This window comes from Siminovitchia fortis, from assembly GCF_007681465.1.
In the GTDB taxonomy this organism is placed as follows: Bacteria; Bacillota; Bacilli; order Bacillales; family Bacillaceae_C; genus Siminovitchia; species Siminovitchia fortis.
The window spans coordinates 1-15,067 of record NZ_VEKZ01000010.1; the positions used below are offsets into that span (position 1 = coordinate 1).

Consider the following 15,067-nt stretch of genomic DNA (forward strand, 5'->3'; position numbering starts at 1 on the left):
GCGGTCAAGCGTGGATCCACCCGCTTTTGGGTCTCCCCCGCCTGTGCTTTCGCTGCTGTTTCCACAGGCGCTAAGCATTACCAACAAGCCGACAACGGCTATAAAAAACCACTTCTTCAAAAATAAAACCCCCTCATTTTTTCTTTTATTTCGAAAGATTCCAATAAGTGAAAGCGTGATTCTACCTTGTTTCCGCCACTATTTAAGCATGATTTTTTGCCTAAACAGAAAGCGGAAATTGGAAGCGCTTTGTATAACAGTCTACGTGAACAGGCAATGAGGTTCAAACAGCATAATATTGCTTTAATTGCGGTTATACGGGCTCTCGTTGCGTGAGCCCAATATCGTACAAGAGATACTCAACATTCATGGAGTATGCTCCCATTTCCTCACTCATATGGTTTGAAATAAAACGCTCGGAAGAAGACATAATAACGAATGGAGGTGTCTAAAATGGGAAATGAATCTAAGGGTAAAAAGCAGGAATCGAATCAGCCAAAACCGTTAAGCGGCTCCCACAAAGTAAAAAACAGGAACCATTCAAGGCAAAACAAAAACCCCGGGCATGGAATGTAATGTAGCAGGAAAGGCGAAGGCGCTGCCGGACAACATCGTAACGATGGCTACCACATTAGCCAAGCGCCGCATATAGAAACCCTCATCAAGTACTCATGCAAAAAGCCACGTTCACTTAACAGTTCGTGGCTTTCTTTTCAATATTTTTTTCAACATACTTGCAAGCTGCCCTGTAGACGGATGGATGAAAATGATGTTTAATTGCTTCAAGCATTTCATCAGGTGACGCAAATGGAATGCGCTGTTCCTTCCCATCTGTCCATTTCCTTCGAAGCCGCTCTTCGTTCACTGAAATGATTCCGTCGCTTAATGATTGAGCAATCAATAAAGTTTTATTAAACGGAGATTCAGGATGGTGATGGATCATTTGTTTCACCCGGTTATAGTCATCCCAACCAACATTTTTCAGAAAAAAAGCGTACCTTAACTTCCACTCCCCCTCTGAAAGAACCTCGTGTACAACCGTCCCCCTCTCGGTTTCTTCCGTTCTGAGACGATATACACCTGCCGGAGATGTGACTGTACTTCCGTCCAGTTCAATCGGCTGGCGCGCCAAATTATTCCCGGAGCCCGCATCAATCAAATAGATTTTCCCCTGCTTGTTTAATAAATTAATCGAGTGGGTGCGGTCTATGATCCAGCCATCATCTGACCATACGGTTGCGCAGGCTGGAGTAACATCAAATCCAAGTTCCTTCAGAACAACATGGAGCAAGGAATTCAGCTCATAGCAAACCCCTCCGCGGCCCCCTTCCAACATTTTTTCCACAACATACTCGGGAGTGATCGGATCCTCCGCTTCCAGCAGGACATCCAGATTTTCAAAGGGATATAAAGCAGAAAAAACTTCTTGCACAATTTGAATTCGCTTCAGATCATCTCTCACTGAAAAATAATCCTTTTCCCGCAAAAACCGCTCCAACTTTTTAAGCATTTTCCCGTCCTTTCTTTTTCATGCGCACGTATTGTCCAGCAGCCTGGTAAATAGACTCAGAGAATCTTATTTTAATGTTTCTCAGCATCTCATCTTCCGTCGTAAACATGATTCTTTGATCTTCACCTTCAGTTCCCTTTATTTGAAGACGCTCTTCATTTACGGAAAGCGTTGCTTCCGGCAGCATCCGGGCGATCAGCAGTTCCCGGTTAAACGACGATTTTGGGCTGTTATGAATTTCAGTTTTAATTCGGTTCAAGTCCTCCCATCTTACCTTCTCCGGAAAAAAAGCATACCGCGTATTCCATCCTTTATCATTTTCCGCTTGAAGCACAATGGAGCCTTTCTCCGTTTCACATGTTCGCAGGCGAAAGTTCCCGGCGGGAGAATGGACGGGGGGACCATCCAATTCAACCGGCTGTAACGGCAGATTGCTTCCGAACCCGCTGTCTATCAAATATAACTTCTCTTCCTTCCATAAAAGGTTCATTACGTGGGTGCGGTCCGTTGCCCAGCCTGTTTCTGTTGAAACGGTGGCAGTGGCCAGATAAACATCAAAGCCAAGTTCTTTTAAAAGAAGATGCTGCAGCGCATTCAATTCATAGCATAGGCCGCCGCGTCCCTTTAGCAACATTTTTTCCACAATAAATTTAGGCGTAATGGGGTCCTCCACTTTTAACAAGACATCAAGATTTTCGAAAGGAAATCGCTCAGCCAACAGCTCCTGAACCATTTTTATACGCTGGAGATCATCTTCAGCCGAAAAATAATCCTTTTCCTTCACAAGCTTATCAATTTCATTTCTCAATACTCCTCTCCCCTTTTTGCGTTTTAACCCATCATACTACTGTTGCTGGTTAATGGGGTAGGAATTGTTTCAAATTCTTATCGGGGTCCATATCAGACCATTTGGAAGGAAATTGAAGGAAACCGAGCATTATGTAAAGCAGTCCGTGACTCAATACGATTAAATCGCTTACAACATGCCTGATTGGTTTTGATTTTACATGTTGTGCCCGATATGATTATATACATCTTGCAAAGAGGAGGTGAACAAACAATCACTAAGGTAATAGAAAAACCTTCTGCAAAGGGCAGGAAATCAGCCGCGATTTATTTTCGGGAGCCGACAGCCGACGACGGCAGTGAAATATTTGAACTGGTCAAAAAGTCCAAGGTTCTTGACGTCAATTCGTCATACAGCTATTTAATGTGGGGCAAATATTTTAATAAGACATCCATTGTAGCAGTGGCCGACCGTAAAATTGTCGGATTTATCTCCGGTTTTCTCCAGCCAACCGCACCTGATACGCTGTTTGTATGGCAGGTCGTTGTCGACCGATCCCAAAGAGGAAAAGGATTGGCCACAACATTATTGCTGAAGCTGATCAAAAGGCTCGAACATACAAACATCCGCTTCCTGGAGGCAACTGTCACTCCTTCAAACGCGCCTTCCAATAACCTTTTTAAAGGATTGGCAAAAAAACTGGAAACCAGGTATACGAAATATGAATGTTTCAGCGAAGAACAATTTCCGGACCCTTCGCATGAGGCTGAAATTGCGTACAGAATTGGACCATTGAAATAAAATTTACTGGAGGTATGTGTACATTTATGTCGACTACTACTGACAGGCCCGCTATTGCCATGGATGTTTTTGAACGGTATGAATCGAGAGTAAGAAGCTATAGCCGAAGCTTCCCCACCGTTTTTAAAAAAGCCAAGAACTACAAATTATGGGATATCAATGATAAGGAATATATCGACTTTTTTGCAGGCGCAGGCGCCTTGAACTATGGGCATAACAATGAGAAAATGAAAAAGCTTCTCATTGAATATCTTGAAGAAGACGCCATCACCCACAGTCTGGATATGGCCACTGTCGCCCGAGGAGAATTCCTCAAAAAGTTTGATAAAGTTATTTTGAAACCGAGAAATCTGGATTATAAAGTGATGTTTCCCGGACCAACCGGCACAAACACCGTGGAAAGCGCATTGAAAATTGCAAGAAAAGTCACAGGAAGAAATACGGTCATCAGTTTTACAAACGGATTCCACGGAATGACGATTGGTTCTTTATCCGTAACGGGAAATGCGTCGAAAAGAGGCGGTGCTGGCATACCGCTAAACAACAGTGTTTTCATGCCATTCGACAATTATGTGGACGACACAAGCTCCATCGACTATATCGAAGCCTTTTTGGAAAATAGCAGCAGCGGCATCGACCTTCCGGCGGCCATGATTTTGGAGACCGTCCAAGGAGAAGGCGGGATAAATGCTGCCAGCTATGAATGGCTGAGAAGTATAGAGAAAATATGCAGAAGATTCGGTATATTGTTGATCATTGATGATGTTCAGGCAGGCTGCGGAAGAACGGGAACATTCTTCAGCTTCGAACCTGCGGAAATCACCCCGGATATCGTCTGCCTTTCGAAATCTATCGGAGGCTATGGCTTACCGATGGCATTGACTCTGATCAAGAGTGATTACGATATTTGGGAGCCCGGCGAACATAACGGGACTTTCCGCGGAAACAATATGGCTTTCATTGCGGCTGCTGAAGCATTGGGATACTGGGAAACAAATAAATTTTCTCAGGAAATAGCCGCAAAAGCCGAAATGATGAGTTCATTTGCAGACTACATCGTTCATGAATATCCTGAGTTAAGTGCCGAAAAAAGAGGACGCGGGCTCATGCAGGGTGTAGCATGTGAAGTGGCGGAAACTTCGGAAGAAATATGCGGAGAAGCGTTTAAACGCGGACTGCTCATGGAGACTTCAGGCCCTGAAGGAGAAGTATTCAAGTTTCTGCCTCCCCTGACAATTGACCAGGAAGGACTTGAAAATGGCTTCCAAATCGTAGAGGATAGTATTAAGTCTGTTCTAAATAATTAGATAAAGGGGATGGAGAAATGATTGTAAGAACATTGGAAGAAGTAATTGGAACTGAAAACGAAGTAAAAGCCGACACCTGGGCAAGCCGCCGCCTGCTGTTAAAAGATGATAACATGGGCTTCTCTTACCATGACACGATTATATATGCGGGAACTGAAACGCATATTTGGTATAAAAATCATCTGGAAGCAGTATACTGTGTCGGCGGAGAAGGTGAAATTGAAACCGTATCCGACGGAAAAGTATATCCGATCAAAGATGGGACGATGTACGCACTCGATAAAAATGATGAGCACTATTTGAGGGCAACAAAAGACATGAGAATGATCTGCGTCTTCAATCCGCCACTGACCGGAAGAGAAACGCATGACAAAGATGGGGTATATCCTTTGGTGGAGGATTGATAGAAAATATCAGCGCCTGCCATCTACGCTAAAATCAACTACCTATTTACAGCCCAAGCCGGGAAAATCAGCTTGGGCTGTTTATTTTTTTGATATAATGGAAATGTACAGAGGTTTAAAGAAATGAGGACTCATAATGAATTTACAATTTGTGGATGCTGAAAAAAGGGTTCATGATACAATTATTTTCCCCTCCTTTGACCTGTCAGTCAATCCCGGCCAGGTTTCCGCTCTTTATTCGAGCGTGAATGCCAGAGAGCAGATCATTAATCTGCTTCTTGGAAAAACGGCGCTTTCCCATGGGGAAATCCGCGTTGGCCATAAACTGTTGCAGCATCCTTCCAAAGATATCGGCTTTTTATTTTTAAACACGGCACTGTACGAGCGGCTTTCAATCGAAGAAATGCTCAAGTTTATAAAAAATTTATACGAATCGGAACAAAATATTGATCGGGCAATAAAAGCAGTCCGCCTTGATGAAAAACGGAAAACAAGGATAAATAAATTGTCATATTCAGAGAGCAGAAGAGTTCAGTTTGCCTGTCTCCTTTTGCAAAACCCTGCCATTTATATTTTGGAAGAACCCGATCAAAACCTGGATTTGGAATCAAAACAAATCTTCCTTTCTCTCCTTCAGGAACTTCGGCACTCGGGCAAAGCCATCCTGATCCTGACAGGCAACATGGAAAGTGCGGTTACGGCTGCCGACGAGGTGTATAAACTCGACGTTTACGGGTTATCCCCCATTCAGGTTGAAAACAATGACCCCGAAAAAAATGAGGACCAGTTGGAAAAAGAACAGCAAACGGATACAGCACAGCCTATTCAGTTCAAAAAAATCCCAACAAAAGTAAAAGATAAGATTGTTCTCTTCAATCCTCCTGAGATAGATTATATTGAAAGCAGAGAAGGACAATCCTTTATACATATTAAAGGTGAGGCATTTCCAAGCGACTTTACTCTTCAGGAATTGGAGAACCGGTTATTGCCCTTTGGCTTTTTCCGTTGTCATCGCTCCTATATCGTCAACCTGCAAAAAGTGCGCGAAGTGATTACATGGACAAGGAACAGCTACAGCCTTGTTTTGGAGGATACAAACAAATCAACCATTCCCCTCTCAAAATCAAAAATGTCTGTATTGAAGGAAATGCTTGGGCTCAAATAATGTAGAAATATCAATTATTTCTCGGGAAATATGTCGATTATTTTCCCTGTTTGCCTTCCATTTACGCTGCTTGTCTTCTTCGTCTTAACCAAACAGGCAAAAGTGAATTGATTCAGCCTTCCTTTTGCTCCGTTCATCCTTTATATAACTCTTTTCATTCGCTATTTAATGCCTGGTGCATTATTTCCCTGTAAGCTGAATATAACAAACGAATGACATTACGTTTTTGAGGTGAAGGGACATGGAAAATATTATCGAAGTGAAGGATTTGGTTAAAACTTTCTCCAATCAACCTGCTCTTGAAGGAGTTAACTTTCAGGTAAAGAAAGGAGAAATATTCGGTTTCTTAGGCCCGAGCGGATCCGGTAAAACTACAACAATTAAAATCTTAACGGGTCAAATGAACCCTACAACCGGTTCTGCGGCGGTTTTCGGCGAACCTGTCTCCAAATTAAAACAGCCGGACTACAGGAAGCGATTTGGCGTATTGACCGACAACAGCGGTTTATATGAAAGATTATCCATTAACGATAACTTGAAGCTTTATTGCGATTTATATGATGTTCCCCGTTCAAGGATAGAGGAATCTTTAGCAATCGTTAATCTTACAAAAGAGAAAAACAAAAAAACTTCTGCACTGTCCAAAGGAATGAAACAACGGGTTATTTTGGCACGTACACTGCTCCATGAACCGGAGCTGCTTTTTCTGGATGAGCCTACTTCGGCTCTGGATCCTACAAATACGCTTCATATATATGAGGGACTGCGGGCGCTGAACGCCAAAGGAACAACCATTTTTTTAACAACGCACGATATGTATGAAGCGGACACCCTTTGCGACCGTGTTGCATTTTTAAACAAGGGGAAAATCCAGCTGTTGGATACGCCGGATAATCTGAAAAGGAAATACGCTGATGAAACAGTAACAGTCGAGATGGCAAATGATCAGAAGATTGTCGTTCCGATAGGTGCAGAGGGCGCACAGCAGCTATTTGAATTGATGAAAACAGATCAAGTGGCAAGAATTCATTCGAATGAACCAACGTTAGGAGATATTTTCATACAAGTGACAGGGAGGAAATTGGCATGACATTTTCTTGGAGACGTGTGAATGCAATTTTAATAAAGGATTACAAGGATTTTTCACGGAATTTGGCTGTATCCTGCGTCATATTTTTGCCGCCGATTCTGGCCGCTTTTTATGGCCGTATGGGTGTCGATTCCATTGAAACACATTACATGGTTTTTAACTTGGTACTCGTCATGGTTGCAGCCTTTGTTCAATGCTGCCTGATTGCCGAGGAAAAAGAGAAGAACACATTGAGGGGATTGATGCTGTCACCGGCAACCACCGCAGAGATTCTATGCGGAAAAAGCTTATTATCTTTCCTTTTTACTATTTTTGTCATCGCATTAAGTGCTTTCTTATTAGATTATAGCCCTAAGAATATTGGAATTGTGGCTGTCGCAATCATTCTGTCATCGCTTTTTTATCTGGGCTTGGGGACATTATTAGGCCTGTATGCAAAATCGGTTATGGAGGCTTCCGTCCTGATTCTTCCATTCATGCTCGTTTTTTCATTCGGAACATTTATCAACGCATTGGCGGAAAAATATCCCATTTTAAAAGCAGCCGAATACCTGCCAAACGTCCAACTGCTTGAAATTGCGAAAAACGTGGAAAATAAAGCAGGCTTTACAGATATTCTATTAAACTTGGTGATTATCGTTATTTGGACCATTGTCATTTCCGCTCTGACCGTTGTGGTCTTTCGCAAGCGGATGGTGGATTAAAAATCAGAGGAGGCATTCAAGATGAAACAAGCATTAAAGCTTGTGATCGCAATGGCATTCGGAGCAGCCGTGGTTTTCGCCTTTAAAACTTTTCTTTAAATCAGTACCTAGGTGAGCTTCTTTAAAGGCCTCCTGTTGAAAGGAATCAACGGTAAGGAATGTGTAGCATTCCTTACCAAAGATCGCGCTATCCCTCCTATTTGGGCAGGTATGTGCGGCTTTCCTTACCGAAGATGCCGCCATCCCTCCTAATCGGGCAAGTATACACGGGATCCCTTACCGTAGATGCCGCTATCCCTTCTAATTGGGCAAGTATACACGGGATTCCTTACCGAAGATGCCGCCATCCCTCCTATTTGGGCAGGTATGCGCGGCATTCCTTACCGAAGATGCTGCAATCCTCGAACTTGGGCAAGAATCTTTATATTTTAAGCAAAGCAATACTCTCAGCGAAAATCTAATTCAATAAACCCCTGGCCACAATGTGAATTGCCCCCTTTAAGTTGTCCTTTTCACCTGACTACCAAAAGGGGAGCATAACACAAAAAATCAGAGGTTTTCCGTATTAATCATTCTTCTTCAATTCCGCACCAGTCAATAATGTGTGCAGCAAACACCTTCGCTGTCTCAATAACACTGTCGATTTCAACATATTCGTCCGGTCCGTGCATGTTCGAGCACCTTGGTCCAAACACAAGTCCAGGCTTGCCATAGTATTGGGTAAACCGTGCATCATTCCCGGCAGCACGTCCGGCAATTTCCACTTCTTTGCCCAATACGTCTTCCGCCGTCTTTTTAAAAGCTTGGACATACGGATCTTCAGGGGCCTGATTCCACGCCTCGGTTGTCCAGCCGTACCATTCCACTTCAGGCGGATTCTCTTCGAGCCATTCGTCGCCTTTTGCGGCTCCCTGAACCGTCTTTTCAATCAGTTCCTTGATTTCGGCGCGTGTCTCAGATGGGATGAAACCGATTCGGCATTCAAGTACTGCTTCACCTGGAACATTGGATGCCCAGTCTCCCCCTTTTAACGTACCAAGATTCATATGGACAGATTGGCCGGAACCTTTATGGAACAGCTCAAAATAAACCTCCTTAGCCCTCTTTTCAGCGAGCTCTTCAAGTGCATTGTAAACCTTGTACATTTTACTGATCGCATTCACGCCCAAATGCGCCATGCCCGCATGAGCTGTTTTGCCCAGCACCCTTACTCGGAAATACATGACCCCGGCATGAGCAACAGTCAATCTCAAAGCATGGGGCTCTGTCGCAATAAAACCGTCGGTTGTATATCCGGCTTCCAAACAGGAGAGTGTACCGCCTGCCCCCCCTGCTTCCTCTTCGATCACGCTTTGAAGCAGGACTTTGCCTTTCGGCTTGATTCCCAGGTCCAACAGCGCTTTCAAAGCGAACCAATTGGCCATAAGCCCGGCTTTCATATCTCCCGAGCCGCGCCCGTACAATTTATTGCCTACAATCTCGCCGCCCCATGGATCTTTTGTCCAATTTTCAACCGGTTCCGGTGAAACAACATCCATATGTCCATTTAACGTTAATGAAGGCGCATCGTCATTGCCTTCCCAAATGCCGATAATGTTCTTTCTGCCTTCAAACGGCAAATCAGAGCTGCTAAAAGCAGGATGGTTTTGGATCTTTTCATACTCAGGATGAACCTCGGCCACTTTCAATCCGATTTCTTCATACTTTTTCCTCATATATTCCGCCATAGCATTTTCGTCGCCGATCACGCTCGGAATTTGGACCGCCTTCACAATGGCTTCCACAAGTTCATCTTTATTTTCTTCAATATAGTCTTGGACCTTCTTCTTCGCATCAGTTGACACTTTGCTGCTCCTCCCTGCATTAAAGTATATATAATAAAAATAAAAAAACATATATTCATACATATTATAAATCATAATACAAAAAATAGTTAGTATTTTTCTTGTTTTTCCGGTATGGAAGAAAGGTCTATGAAAAAATTTCAAGGGGCCTTTGATCATAGATAGATCTGAAAAATGAACAGACAGTATTGACATTTCTTTTAGATAGGTATATTATCATTCTTAACAATTTCATTTGGAAATCTCTTATTGAGAGCGGTGGAGGGACTGGCCCTGTGAAACCCGGCAACCATTCTTGTTTTACCAAAACAGGAACAGGTGCTAAATCCTGCAAAATACTTTGTATTTTGAAAAATAAGAGAGTGCGTGATACTTTCGTGTATTTCCATGCCTCTCTGTGCGAGAGGCATTTTTTGATGCACAAGGGATTTCCATAAGGAATCTTGAAGGGAGGAACACGGAGGTACGATAAATAGAAATTGTATTGGCAATAAAAATAGGAAGATGATTAATAGCAGTAAACTCGACTAAAAAGATAAATATACATTGAAATGGGGAAGCAGCATGAAAAAGTGGGTATTATCCAGTTTAATTATTTTAATAATCGCCGCTCTTGCAGCATGCGGCGGTGGCAATAAAGAAGCAGCCGGCAGTAAAGGCGAAAAAGCGGAAGGCCTTCTTGACGACGGCAAACTGACGGTTGGTGTAACAGCCGGCCCGCACGAACAAGTTTTGGAAAAAGTAAAAGAGCTTGCAGCCAAGCAAGATTTGGATATCGAAGTCAAAGTGTTCACGGATTACATTATGCCGAATATCGCTTTAGATGAAAAAGAGTTGGATCTCAACTTATTCCAAACGATTCCTTATTTGGAGCAGTTTAATAAAGACCGGGACATGGATCTTGTCGAAGTAGGTAAAGCACTCACTTTTCCAATGGGGATTTACTCATCCAAAGTGAAAGACGTTAAAGATCTGCCAAAAGGGGCGAAGATTGGACTTCCTAACGATCCTACAAATGGAGGACGTGCCCTTGTTTTGTTTGAAAGTGCCGGATTAATTAAATTGAAAGAAGGCTCAGGGACTGCCCCGACTGTCAAGGATGTTGAAGAAAACGAAAACGATTATGAGTTAGTAGAATTGGAAGCCTCCCAGCTTCCCCGTCAATTGGAGGAGCTTGATGCAGCTGCCATCAATACGAACTTTGCGATTGAGCATGGACTTAAGCCTGCCAAAGATTCCATCTTTATTGAATCAAGCGACTCTCCATGGGTGAATGTTGCAGCGGCCAGGCCTGAATCAAAAGATGACGAAGCGATTCAAAAGTTTTGGGATGTTTACCGTTCTGATGAAGTGAAACAATATATTGATGAAACATTCGAAGGATCAGTCATTCCCTCTTGGTAAGAAAACTGAACCAGGCAGCCGTCACGGATTTTTGAAAATAAACATGAAGGAGCAATACACATGATAGAACTCGCGGGAATCTCTAAGACATTTCAAGGTAAACAAGGTCCGATTCACGCATTGAACAATGTATCGCTTTCTGTTAAAAAAGGTGAAATATATGGAGTCATCGGATACAGCGGCGCTGGAAAAAGTACATTGATCCGCTGCGTCAATTTATTGGAAAAACCTGACGCAGGTTCCGTAGTTGTAAAAGGGACAGATTTAACAAAACTGTCTACCAAAAAGCTTCGCGAAGCCCGCACCAACATCGGAATGATTTTTCAGGGATTTAACCTTTTAAAGACGGCCACTGTTTATGAAAATATTTCCATTCCACTGAAACTTTCCGGATTTAGCAAAAAAGAAGTGGAAGAAAGAGTCGTGAAGTACCTAAAAATAGTCGGCCTTGATGAAAAATATCATGCCTATCCTTCCGAACTTTCCGGCGGGCAAAAGCAGCGGGTGGCTATCGCCCGCGCGCTTGCTTTTGAACCCGAAATCCTTTTAAGCGACGAAGCGACCAGCGCTTTGGACCCGGATACGACGGAAGCCATTCTCGACCTGCTTTTGAAAATCAATAAAGATCTCGGTATTACCATTTTGCTCATCACACACGAAATGAACGTCATTCAGCGCATCTGTGACCGCGTAGCTGTAATGGAAAATGGTGAAGTCATTGAAGAAGGAGCAACAAAAGACATTTTCACCTCACCGTCGCACCAAACTACGAAGCGATTTGTAAGCAGCCTGTTTACTCATAAAATACCGGATGATCTTCTGGAAAAACTCAACCAGACCGGGCAGGTGTTCACCCTTTCCTTCTTCGGGGATTCAAGCGGCGAACCTGCTTTGGCGACTGTGACAAAGAAATTTGATATTTATCCGAATATCTTGTCAGGAAGCATTACCCATTTAAAGGATGAAACTTTCGGACAGCTGGTCGTCCATTTAAAAGGAGATACGGCCGAGATTCATAAAGCGGTCCGGTACCTGGAAAAAGACCAGGTTCATGTGGAAGGTGTGAATATAAGTGACAAAAATAAGCGAGTTTCTTGATAACTGGGGCACTGATATTTGGGAAGCCATCATCCAAACCTTCCAAATGGTTGGAATCTCCCTCGGAATATCGATTTTAATCGGTCTTCCACTCGGGATCATGCTGGTTCTTACACGTCCAGGCAAGGCATTTAGCAACAAATATGTCTTTGGTATATTGAATATATTTATAAATATTGTACGGTCTGTCCCGTTCATCATCTTGTTGTTCTTTATTTTGCCATTCACAAAGTTTGTTGTCGGAACAACGATTGGTGTAAAGGGCGTTATTGTCCCTCTCGTTATTTATACGGCTCCATACATTGCCCGTCTGATGGAAACAGCCCTTCTGGAAGTAGATCGTGGAGTGCTTGAGGCCTATGAAGCGATGGGCATGAAAACGAGACATATCATTTGGCACGTTCTTGTAAGGGAGTCCCGTTCCTCGATTATTCTTGGACTGACCATTGCAACGATTTCCTTAATTGGCGCTACAGCGATGGCAGGACTTGTCGGAGGCGGAGGCCTTGGGGACCTTGCCTATCGCTACGGCCACCTCCGTTACGAAGTCGATGTCATGTATGTAACAGTCATCCTCCTGATCATCCTTGTCCAAGGATTGCAGTCACTGGGCAACCGGGTAGCTGCCAGATTGAAAAAAGATTAGTTGTGTATAGGGTGTTTAAATATTAATTATATCTATAAGAAAAGAGGAATTGCATCATGAAAAAATGGATATTATCCAGCGTGTTGGTTTTATTGATTGCAGCTCTTGCAGCATGCGGCGGAAGTAAAGAAGAATCAGCGGATAAAGGTGAAAAAGCCGAAGGGCTGCTCAGCGACGGAAAGCTCATTGTAGGTGTTACAGCCGGTGAACATGAGGAAATCATGGAGCAGGTAAAAGAACTCGCTGCAAAGCAAGACCTGGAAATTGACATTAAAACTTTTTCTGACTATCCAATCGTGAACGAAGCATTGGAACAAGGGGATCTTGATCTGAATGTATTCCAGCACGAACCTTATTTGAACGAACAGAAAAAAGACCGCGGATATGATATTGTCCCGGTTGGAAATACCATCACAACTCCGATGGGTGTCTATTCCAACAAAATAAAAGACATTAAGGATCTCAAAAAAGGTGCAAAGCTCGGATTGCCGAACGACCCGACCAACGGCGGACGCTCCCTTCTTTTATTCGAAAAAGCAGGTTTGATCAAACTGAAAGAAGGTGTCGGTGAGACTCCATCCGTCAAAGATATTGAAGAGAACAAAAACGATTATGAGTTTGTTGAGCTGGAAGCAGCGCAAATTCCACGCCAATTGGATGAATTGGATGCAGCAGCCATCAACTCCAACTATGCAATAGAAAGTGGACTCGTCCCTACTAAAGATGCTATCTTCATTGAAGATAAAGATTCTCCCTGGGTGAATATTGTAGCAGCCAGAGCAGAGAACAAAGACGATGAAGCGATCAAGAAATTTCTAAGCGTATATCAATCAGATGAAATTAAGCAATTCATCGAGGAAACTTACAAAGGTTCTGTAATACCTGGATGGTAACAATTGGGAAAAGCTCAATGGAAACATTGGGCTTTTTTTATTTGTCAAAAATTGAAGATGAATTATTCAAATTTTTCTAATACATACAACTTAATCATGCTAATATTATTATAAGCGATGAAAAAGGAGGCAGCACAGTGCAAAATATCAAAAACAAAGTAGCCATAGCGAATATACGCGAGCAATTTCCGGCATTGAACCGAACTTTTAAAGGCAAACAAGTAGTCTACTTTGATGGACCCGGGGGTACACAGATGTGCAAGCCGTCTATTAAGCGGATAATGGACTATATCGAAAACGGGATGGCAAACCGGGATGGACTTTTTCCCACAAGCGAAGAGACGGAAGCCATTCTTGCTCAGGCTAGAGCTGAAGTTGCCGTGCTTATTAACGGATATGAAGATGGCGTCTTTTTCGGAGCTAACATGACATCGCTCGCCTACGCAATTTCCAGGATGATTGCACGGGACTGGAAGGCTGGAGAGGAGATTGTCGTCACAGAAATGGATCACTCAGCCAATGTTGACCCATGGGTTCAGATTGCTGAAGATAAAGGCATGACTATTCAACGGATTCCGGTGAATGTGGACTCTCTCACGCTGGATCGGGCCGTCATTGAAACGATGATCCATCCCAAAACAAAAGCAGTATTCCTTGGACTTGCCTCTAACGGCGTCGGCACGATCAATAATGTAAAACCATACATAGAGGCGGCCAAAGCTGTGGGGGCACTCACCGTCATTGATGCGGTCCAGGCAATCCCTCATATCGCCGTTGACCAAAAAGCGCTGGGAGCGGATCTCGTGCTTGGTTCAGGGTACAAGGTTTTTGGCCCTCATATCGGCTTCGCATCCATGAACCCTGATTTATTTTCCAAATATAAACCGTATAAATTGATTCCCGCACACAATGAGCCTCCTTCCTCCATGGAAACAGGCACTCAAAATCATGAAGGGATTGCCGGCATGATCGGTGCAGTTGAATTTATTGAAAGCATTGGTAAAGGGCAATCAAAGAGGCAAAGAATCATAAATGCCTACCAGCTATTTGAGGAGCAGGAACATCAAATGGCTTCCTTTTTAAAAGAAGAAATCTCAAAAGTAGAAGGAGTAAAAATGTTTATTCCTGCAACCCATGTTCCGTCGACACCTACAATTTCATTTGTCGTTGACGGAGTCCCTTCAAGTACTATCAGCAAATATTTGGCAGACGAACACGCCATTTTTGCCGCCAACGGGCATTTTTACGCCTATCAGCTTGCCAAAAAGCTGGATGTAATGAAATATGACGGCTGGCTCAGAGTCGGCCTATCACCGTATAACACGCTGGAGGAATGCGAACGATTTATAGATGGATTGAAAGAATGCCTAAAAACAAATCTTTAAAAGGAAACAGAAGCCATTATGCACAGTGG

Annotated in this window: 15 protein-coding genes and 1 riboswitch; of the genes, 12 read left to right on the top strand and 3 right to left on the bottom strand. The window is 43.2% G+C overall.

The window, feature by feature from the left end:
• Positions 1 to 453 precede the first annotated feature (453 nt).
• A complete protein-coding gene (locus FS666_RS05250) occupies positions 454 to 576 on the top strand; it encodes a small acid-soluble spore protein P (protein WP_120074395.1) in 123 nt (40 codons plus the stop codon).
• A gap of 115 nt (positions 577 to 691) precedes the next feature.
• On the opposite strand, the gene FS666_RS05255 is transcribed toward FS666_RS05250, so the two are convergent.
• Together FS666_RS05255 and FS666_RS05260 are read right to left on the bottom strand one after the other, a co-directional pair.
• A complete protein-coding gene (locus tag FS666_RS05255) occupies positions 692 to 1,510 on the bottom strand; it encodes an arylamine N-acetyltransferase family protein (protein WP_144460986.1) in 819 nt (272 codons plus the stop codon).
• Positions 1,503 to 2,318, bottom strand: a complete 816-nt coding sequence (locus FS666_RS05260) for an arylamine N-acetyltransferase family protein (RefSeq protein ID WP_144460985.1) — start codon at positions 2,316 to 2,318, stop codon at positions 1,503 to 1,505. Before FS666_RS05260 ends, FS666_RS05255 begins: the two co-directional genes overlap by 8 nt.
• Before the next feature lie 213 nt (positions 2,319 to 2,531).
• Here FS666_RS05260 and ectA point away from each other — a divergent pair, with 213 nt between their 5' ends.
• The 6 genes from ectA (at position 2,532) to FS666_RS05290 (ending at position 7,768) form a co-directional block, all read left to right on the top strand.
• The gene (gene ectA, locus FS666_RS05265; RefSeq protein WP_244943850.1) at positions 2,532 to 3,098 is read left to right on the top strand and encodes a diaminobutyrate acetyltransferase; all 567 of its coding nucleotides are present in this window, start codon (positions 2,532 to 2,534) and stop codon (positions 3,096 to 3,098) included.
• Between the two features lie 26 nt (positions 3,099 to 3,124).
• On the top strand, positions 3,125 to 4,405 hold the full coding sequence (ectB, locus tag FS666_RS05270) for a diaminobutyrate--2-oxoglutarate transaminase (protein ID WP_144460984.1): 1,281 nt from the start codon (positions 3,125 to 3,127) through the stop codon (positions 4,403 to 4,405).
• 17 nt (positions 4,406 to 4,422) lie between these two features.
• Positions 4,423 to 4,809, top strand: coding sequence for an ectoine synthase (locus FS666_RS05275; protein ID WP_144460983.1), 387 nt, complete (start codon positions 4,423 to 4,425; stop codon positions 4,807 to 4,809).
• 136 nt (positions 4,810 to 4,945) lie between these two features.
• On the top strand, positions 4,946 to 5,974 hold the full coding sequence (locus tag FS666_RS05280; protein WP_144460982.1) for a LytTR family transcriptional regulator DNA-binding domain-containing protein: 1,029 nt from the start codon (positions 4,946 to 4,948) through the stop codon (positions 5,972 to 5,974).
• 241 nt (positions 5,975 to 6,215) lie between these two features.
• A complete protein-coding gene (locus tag FS666_RS05285) occupies positions 6,216 to 7,064 on the top strand; it encodes an ABC transporter ATP-binding protein (protein ID WP_144460981.1) in 849 nt (282 codons plus the stop codon).
• Entirely contained in the window at positions 7,061 to 7,768 is a 708-nt protein-coding gene (locus FS666_RS05290) for an ABC transporter permease (RefSeq protein ID WP_144460980.1), read from the top strand. The genes FS666_RS05285 and FS666_RS05290 overlap by 4 nt, the downstream gene beginning before the upstream one ends.
• Before the next feature lie 569 nt (positions 7,769 to 8,337).
• Here FS666_RS05290 and FS666_RS05295 read toward each other — a convergent pair.
• Positions 8,338 to 9,612: an ArgE/DapE family deacylase gene (locus FS666_RS05295; protein WP_186306515.1), complete on the bottom strand. Its 1,275-nt coding sequence runs from the start codon at positions 9,610 to 9,612 to the stop codon at positions 8,338 to 8,340.
• Between the two features lie 243 nt (positions 9,613 to 9,855).
• Positions 9,856 to 9,973, top strand: a riboswitch (SAM riboswitch).
• Between the two features lie 203 nt (positions 9,974 to 10,176).
• On the opposite strand from FS666_RS05295, the gene FS666_RS05300 reads away from it, so the two are divergent.
• The 5 genes from FS666_RS05300 (at position 10,177) to FS666_RS05320 (ending at position 15,038) form a co-directional block, all read left to right on the top strand.
• Positions 10,177 to 11,016, top strand: a complete 840-nt coding sequence (locus FS666_RS05300) for a MetQ/NlpA family ABC transporter substrate-binding protein (protein WP_120074376.1) — start codon at positions 10,177 to 10,179, stop codon at positions 11,014 to 11,016.
• Between the two features lie 60 nt (positions 11,017 to 11,076).
• A complete protein-coding gene (locus FS666_RS05305; protein WP_144460978.1) occupies positions 11,077 to 12,114 on the top strand; it encodes a methionine ABC transporter ATP-binding protein in 1,038 nt (345 codons plus the stop codon).
• Positions 12,089 to 12,760 carry a methionine ABC transporter permease gene (locus FS666_RS05310; RefSeq protein ID WP_186306516.1) on the top strand — a complete coding sequence of 224 codons (672 nt, stop codon included), beginning with the start codon at positions 12,089 to 12,091 and terminating at the stop codon, positions 12,758 to 12,760. The genes FS666_RS05305 and FS666_RS05310 overlap by 26 nt, the downstream gene beginning before the upstream one ends.
• A gap of 56 nt (positions 12,761 to 12,816) precedes the next feature.
• Positions 12,817 to 13,653 (top strand): MetQ/NlpA family ABC transporter substrate-binding protein, encoded by an 837-nt coding sequence (locus tag FS666_RS05315; protein WP_144460977.1) that lies wholly within the window; start codon positions 12,817 to 12,819, stop codon positions 13,651 to 13,653.
• Positions 13,654 to 13,790: 137 nt separating this feature from the next.
• On the top strand, positions 13,791 to 15,038 hold the full coding sequence (locus FS666_RS05320; RefSeq protein WP_164876373.1) for a cysteine desulfurase-like protein: 1,248 nt from the start codon (positions 13,791 to 13,793) through the stop codon (positions 15,036 to 15,038).
• Positions 15,039 to 15,067: the final 29 nt, after the last annotated feature.

Coding starts and splice junctions, on each gene's coding strand:
- FS666_RS05315 (WP_144460977.1), top strand. CDS start 12,817: ATGAAAAAATGGATATTATCCAGCGTGTTGGTTTTATTGATTGCAGCT.
- FS666_RS05300 (WP_120074376.1), top strand. CDS start 10,177: ATGAAAAAGTGGGTATTATCCAGTTTAATTATTTTAATAATCGCCGCT.
- ectB (WP_144460984.1), top strand. CDS start 3,125: ATGTCGACTACTACTGACAGGCCCGCTATTGCCATGGATGTTTTTGAA.
- FS666_RS05290 (WP_144460980.1), top strand. CDS start 7,061: ATGACATTTTCTTGGAGACGTGTGAATGCAATTTTAATAAAGGATTAC.
- FS666_RS05250 (WP_120074395.1), top strand. CDS start 454: ATGGGAAATGAATCTAAGGGTAAAAAGCAGGAATCGAATCAGCCAAAA.
- FS666_RS05255 (WP_144460986.1), bottom strand. CDS start 1,510: ATGCTTAAAAAGTTGGAGCGGTTTTTGCGGGAAAAGGATTATTTTTCA.
- FS666_RS05285 (WP_144460981.1), top strand. CDS start 6,216: ATGGAAAATATTATCGAAGTGAAGGATTTGGTTAAAACTTTCTCCAAT.
- FS666_RS05275 (WP_144460983.1), top strand. CDS start 4,423: ATGATTGTAAGAACATTGGAAGAAGTAATTGGAACTGAAAACGAAGTA.
- FS666_RS05280 (WP_144460982.1), top strand. CDS start 4,946: ATGAATTTACAATTTGTGGATGCTGAAAAAAGGGTTCATGATACAATT.
- ectA (WP_244943850.1), top strand. CDS start 2,532: ATGATTATATACATCTTGCAAAGAGGAGGTGAACAAACAATCACTAAG.
- FS666_RS05305 (WP_144460978.1), top strand. CDS start 11,077: ATGATAGAACTCGCGGGAATCTCTAAGACATTTCAAGGTAAACAAGGT.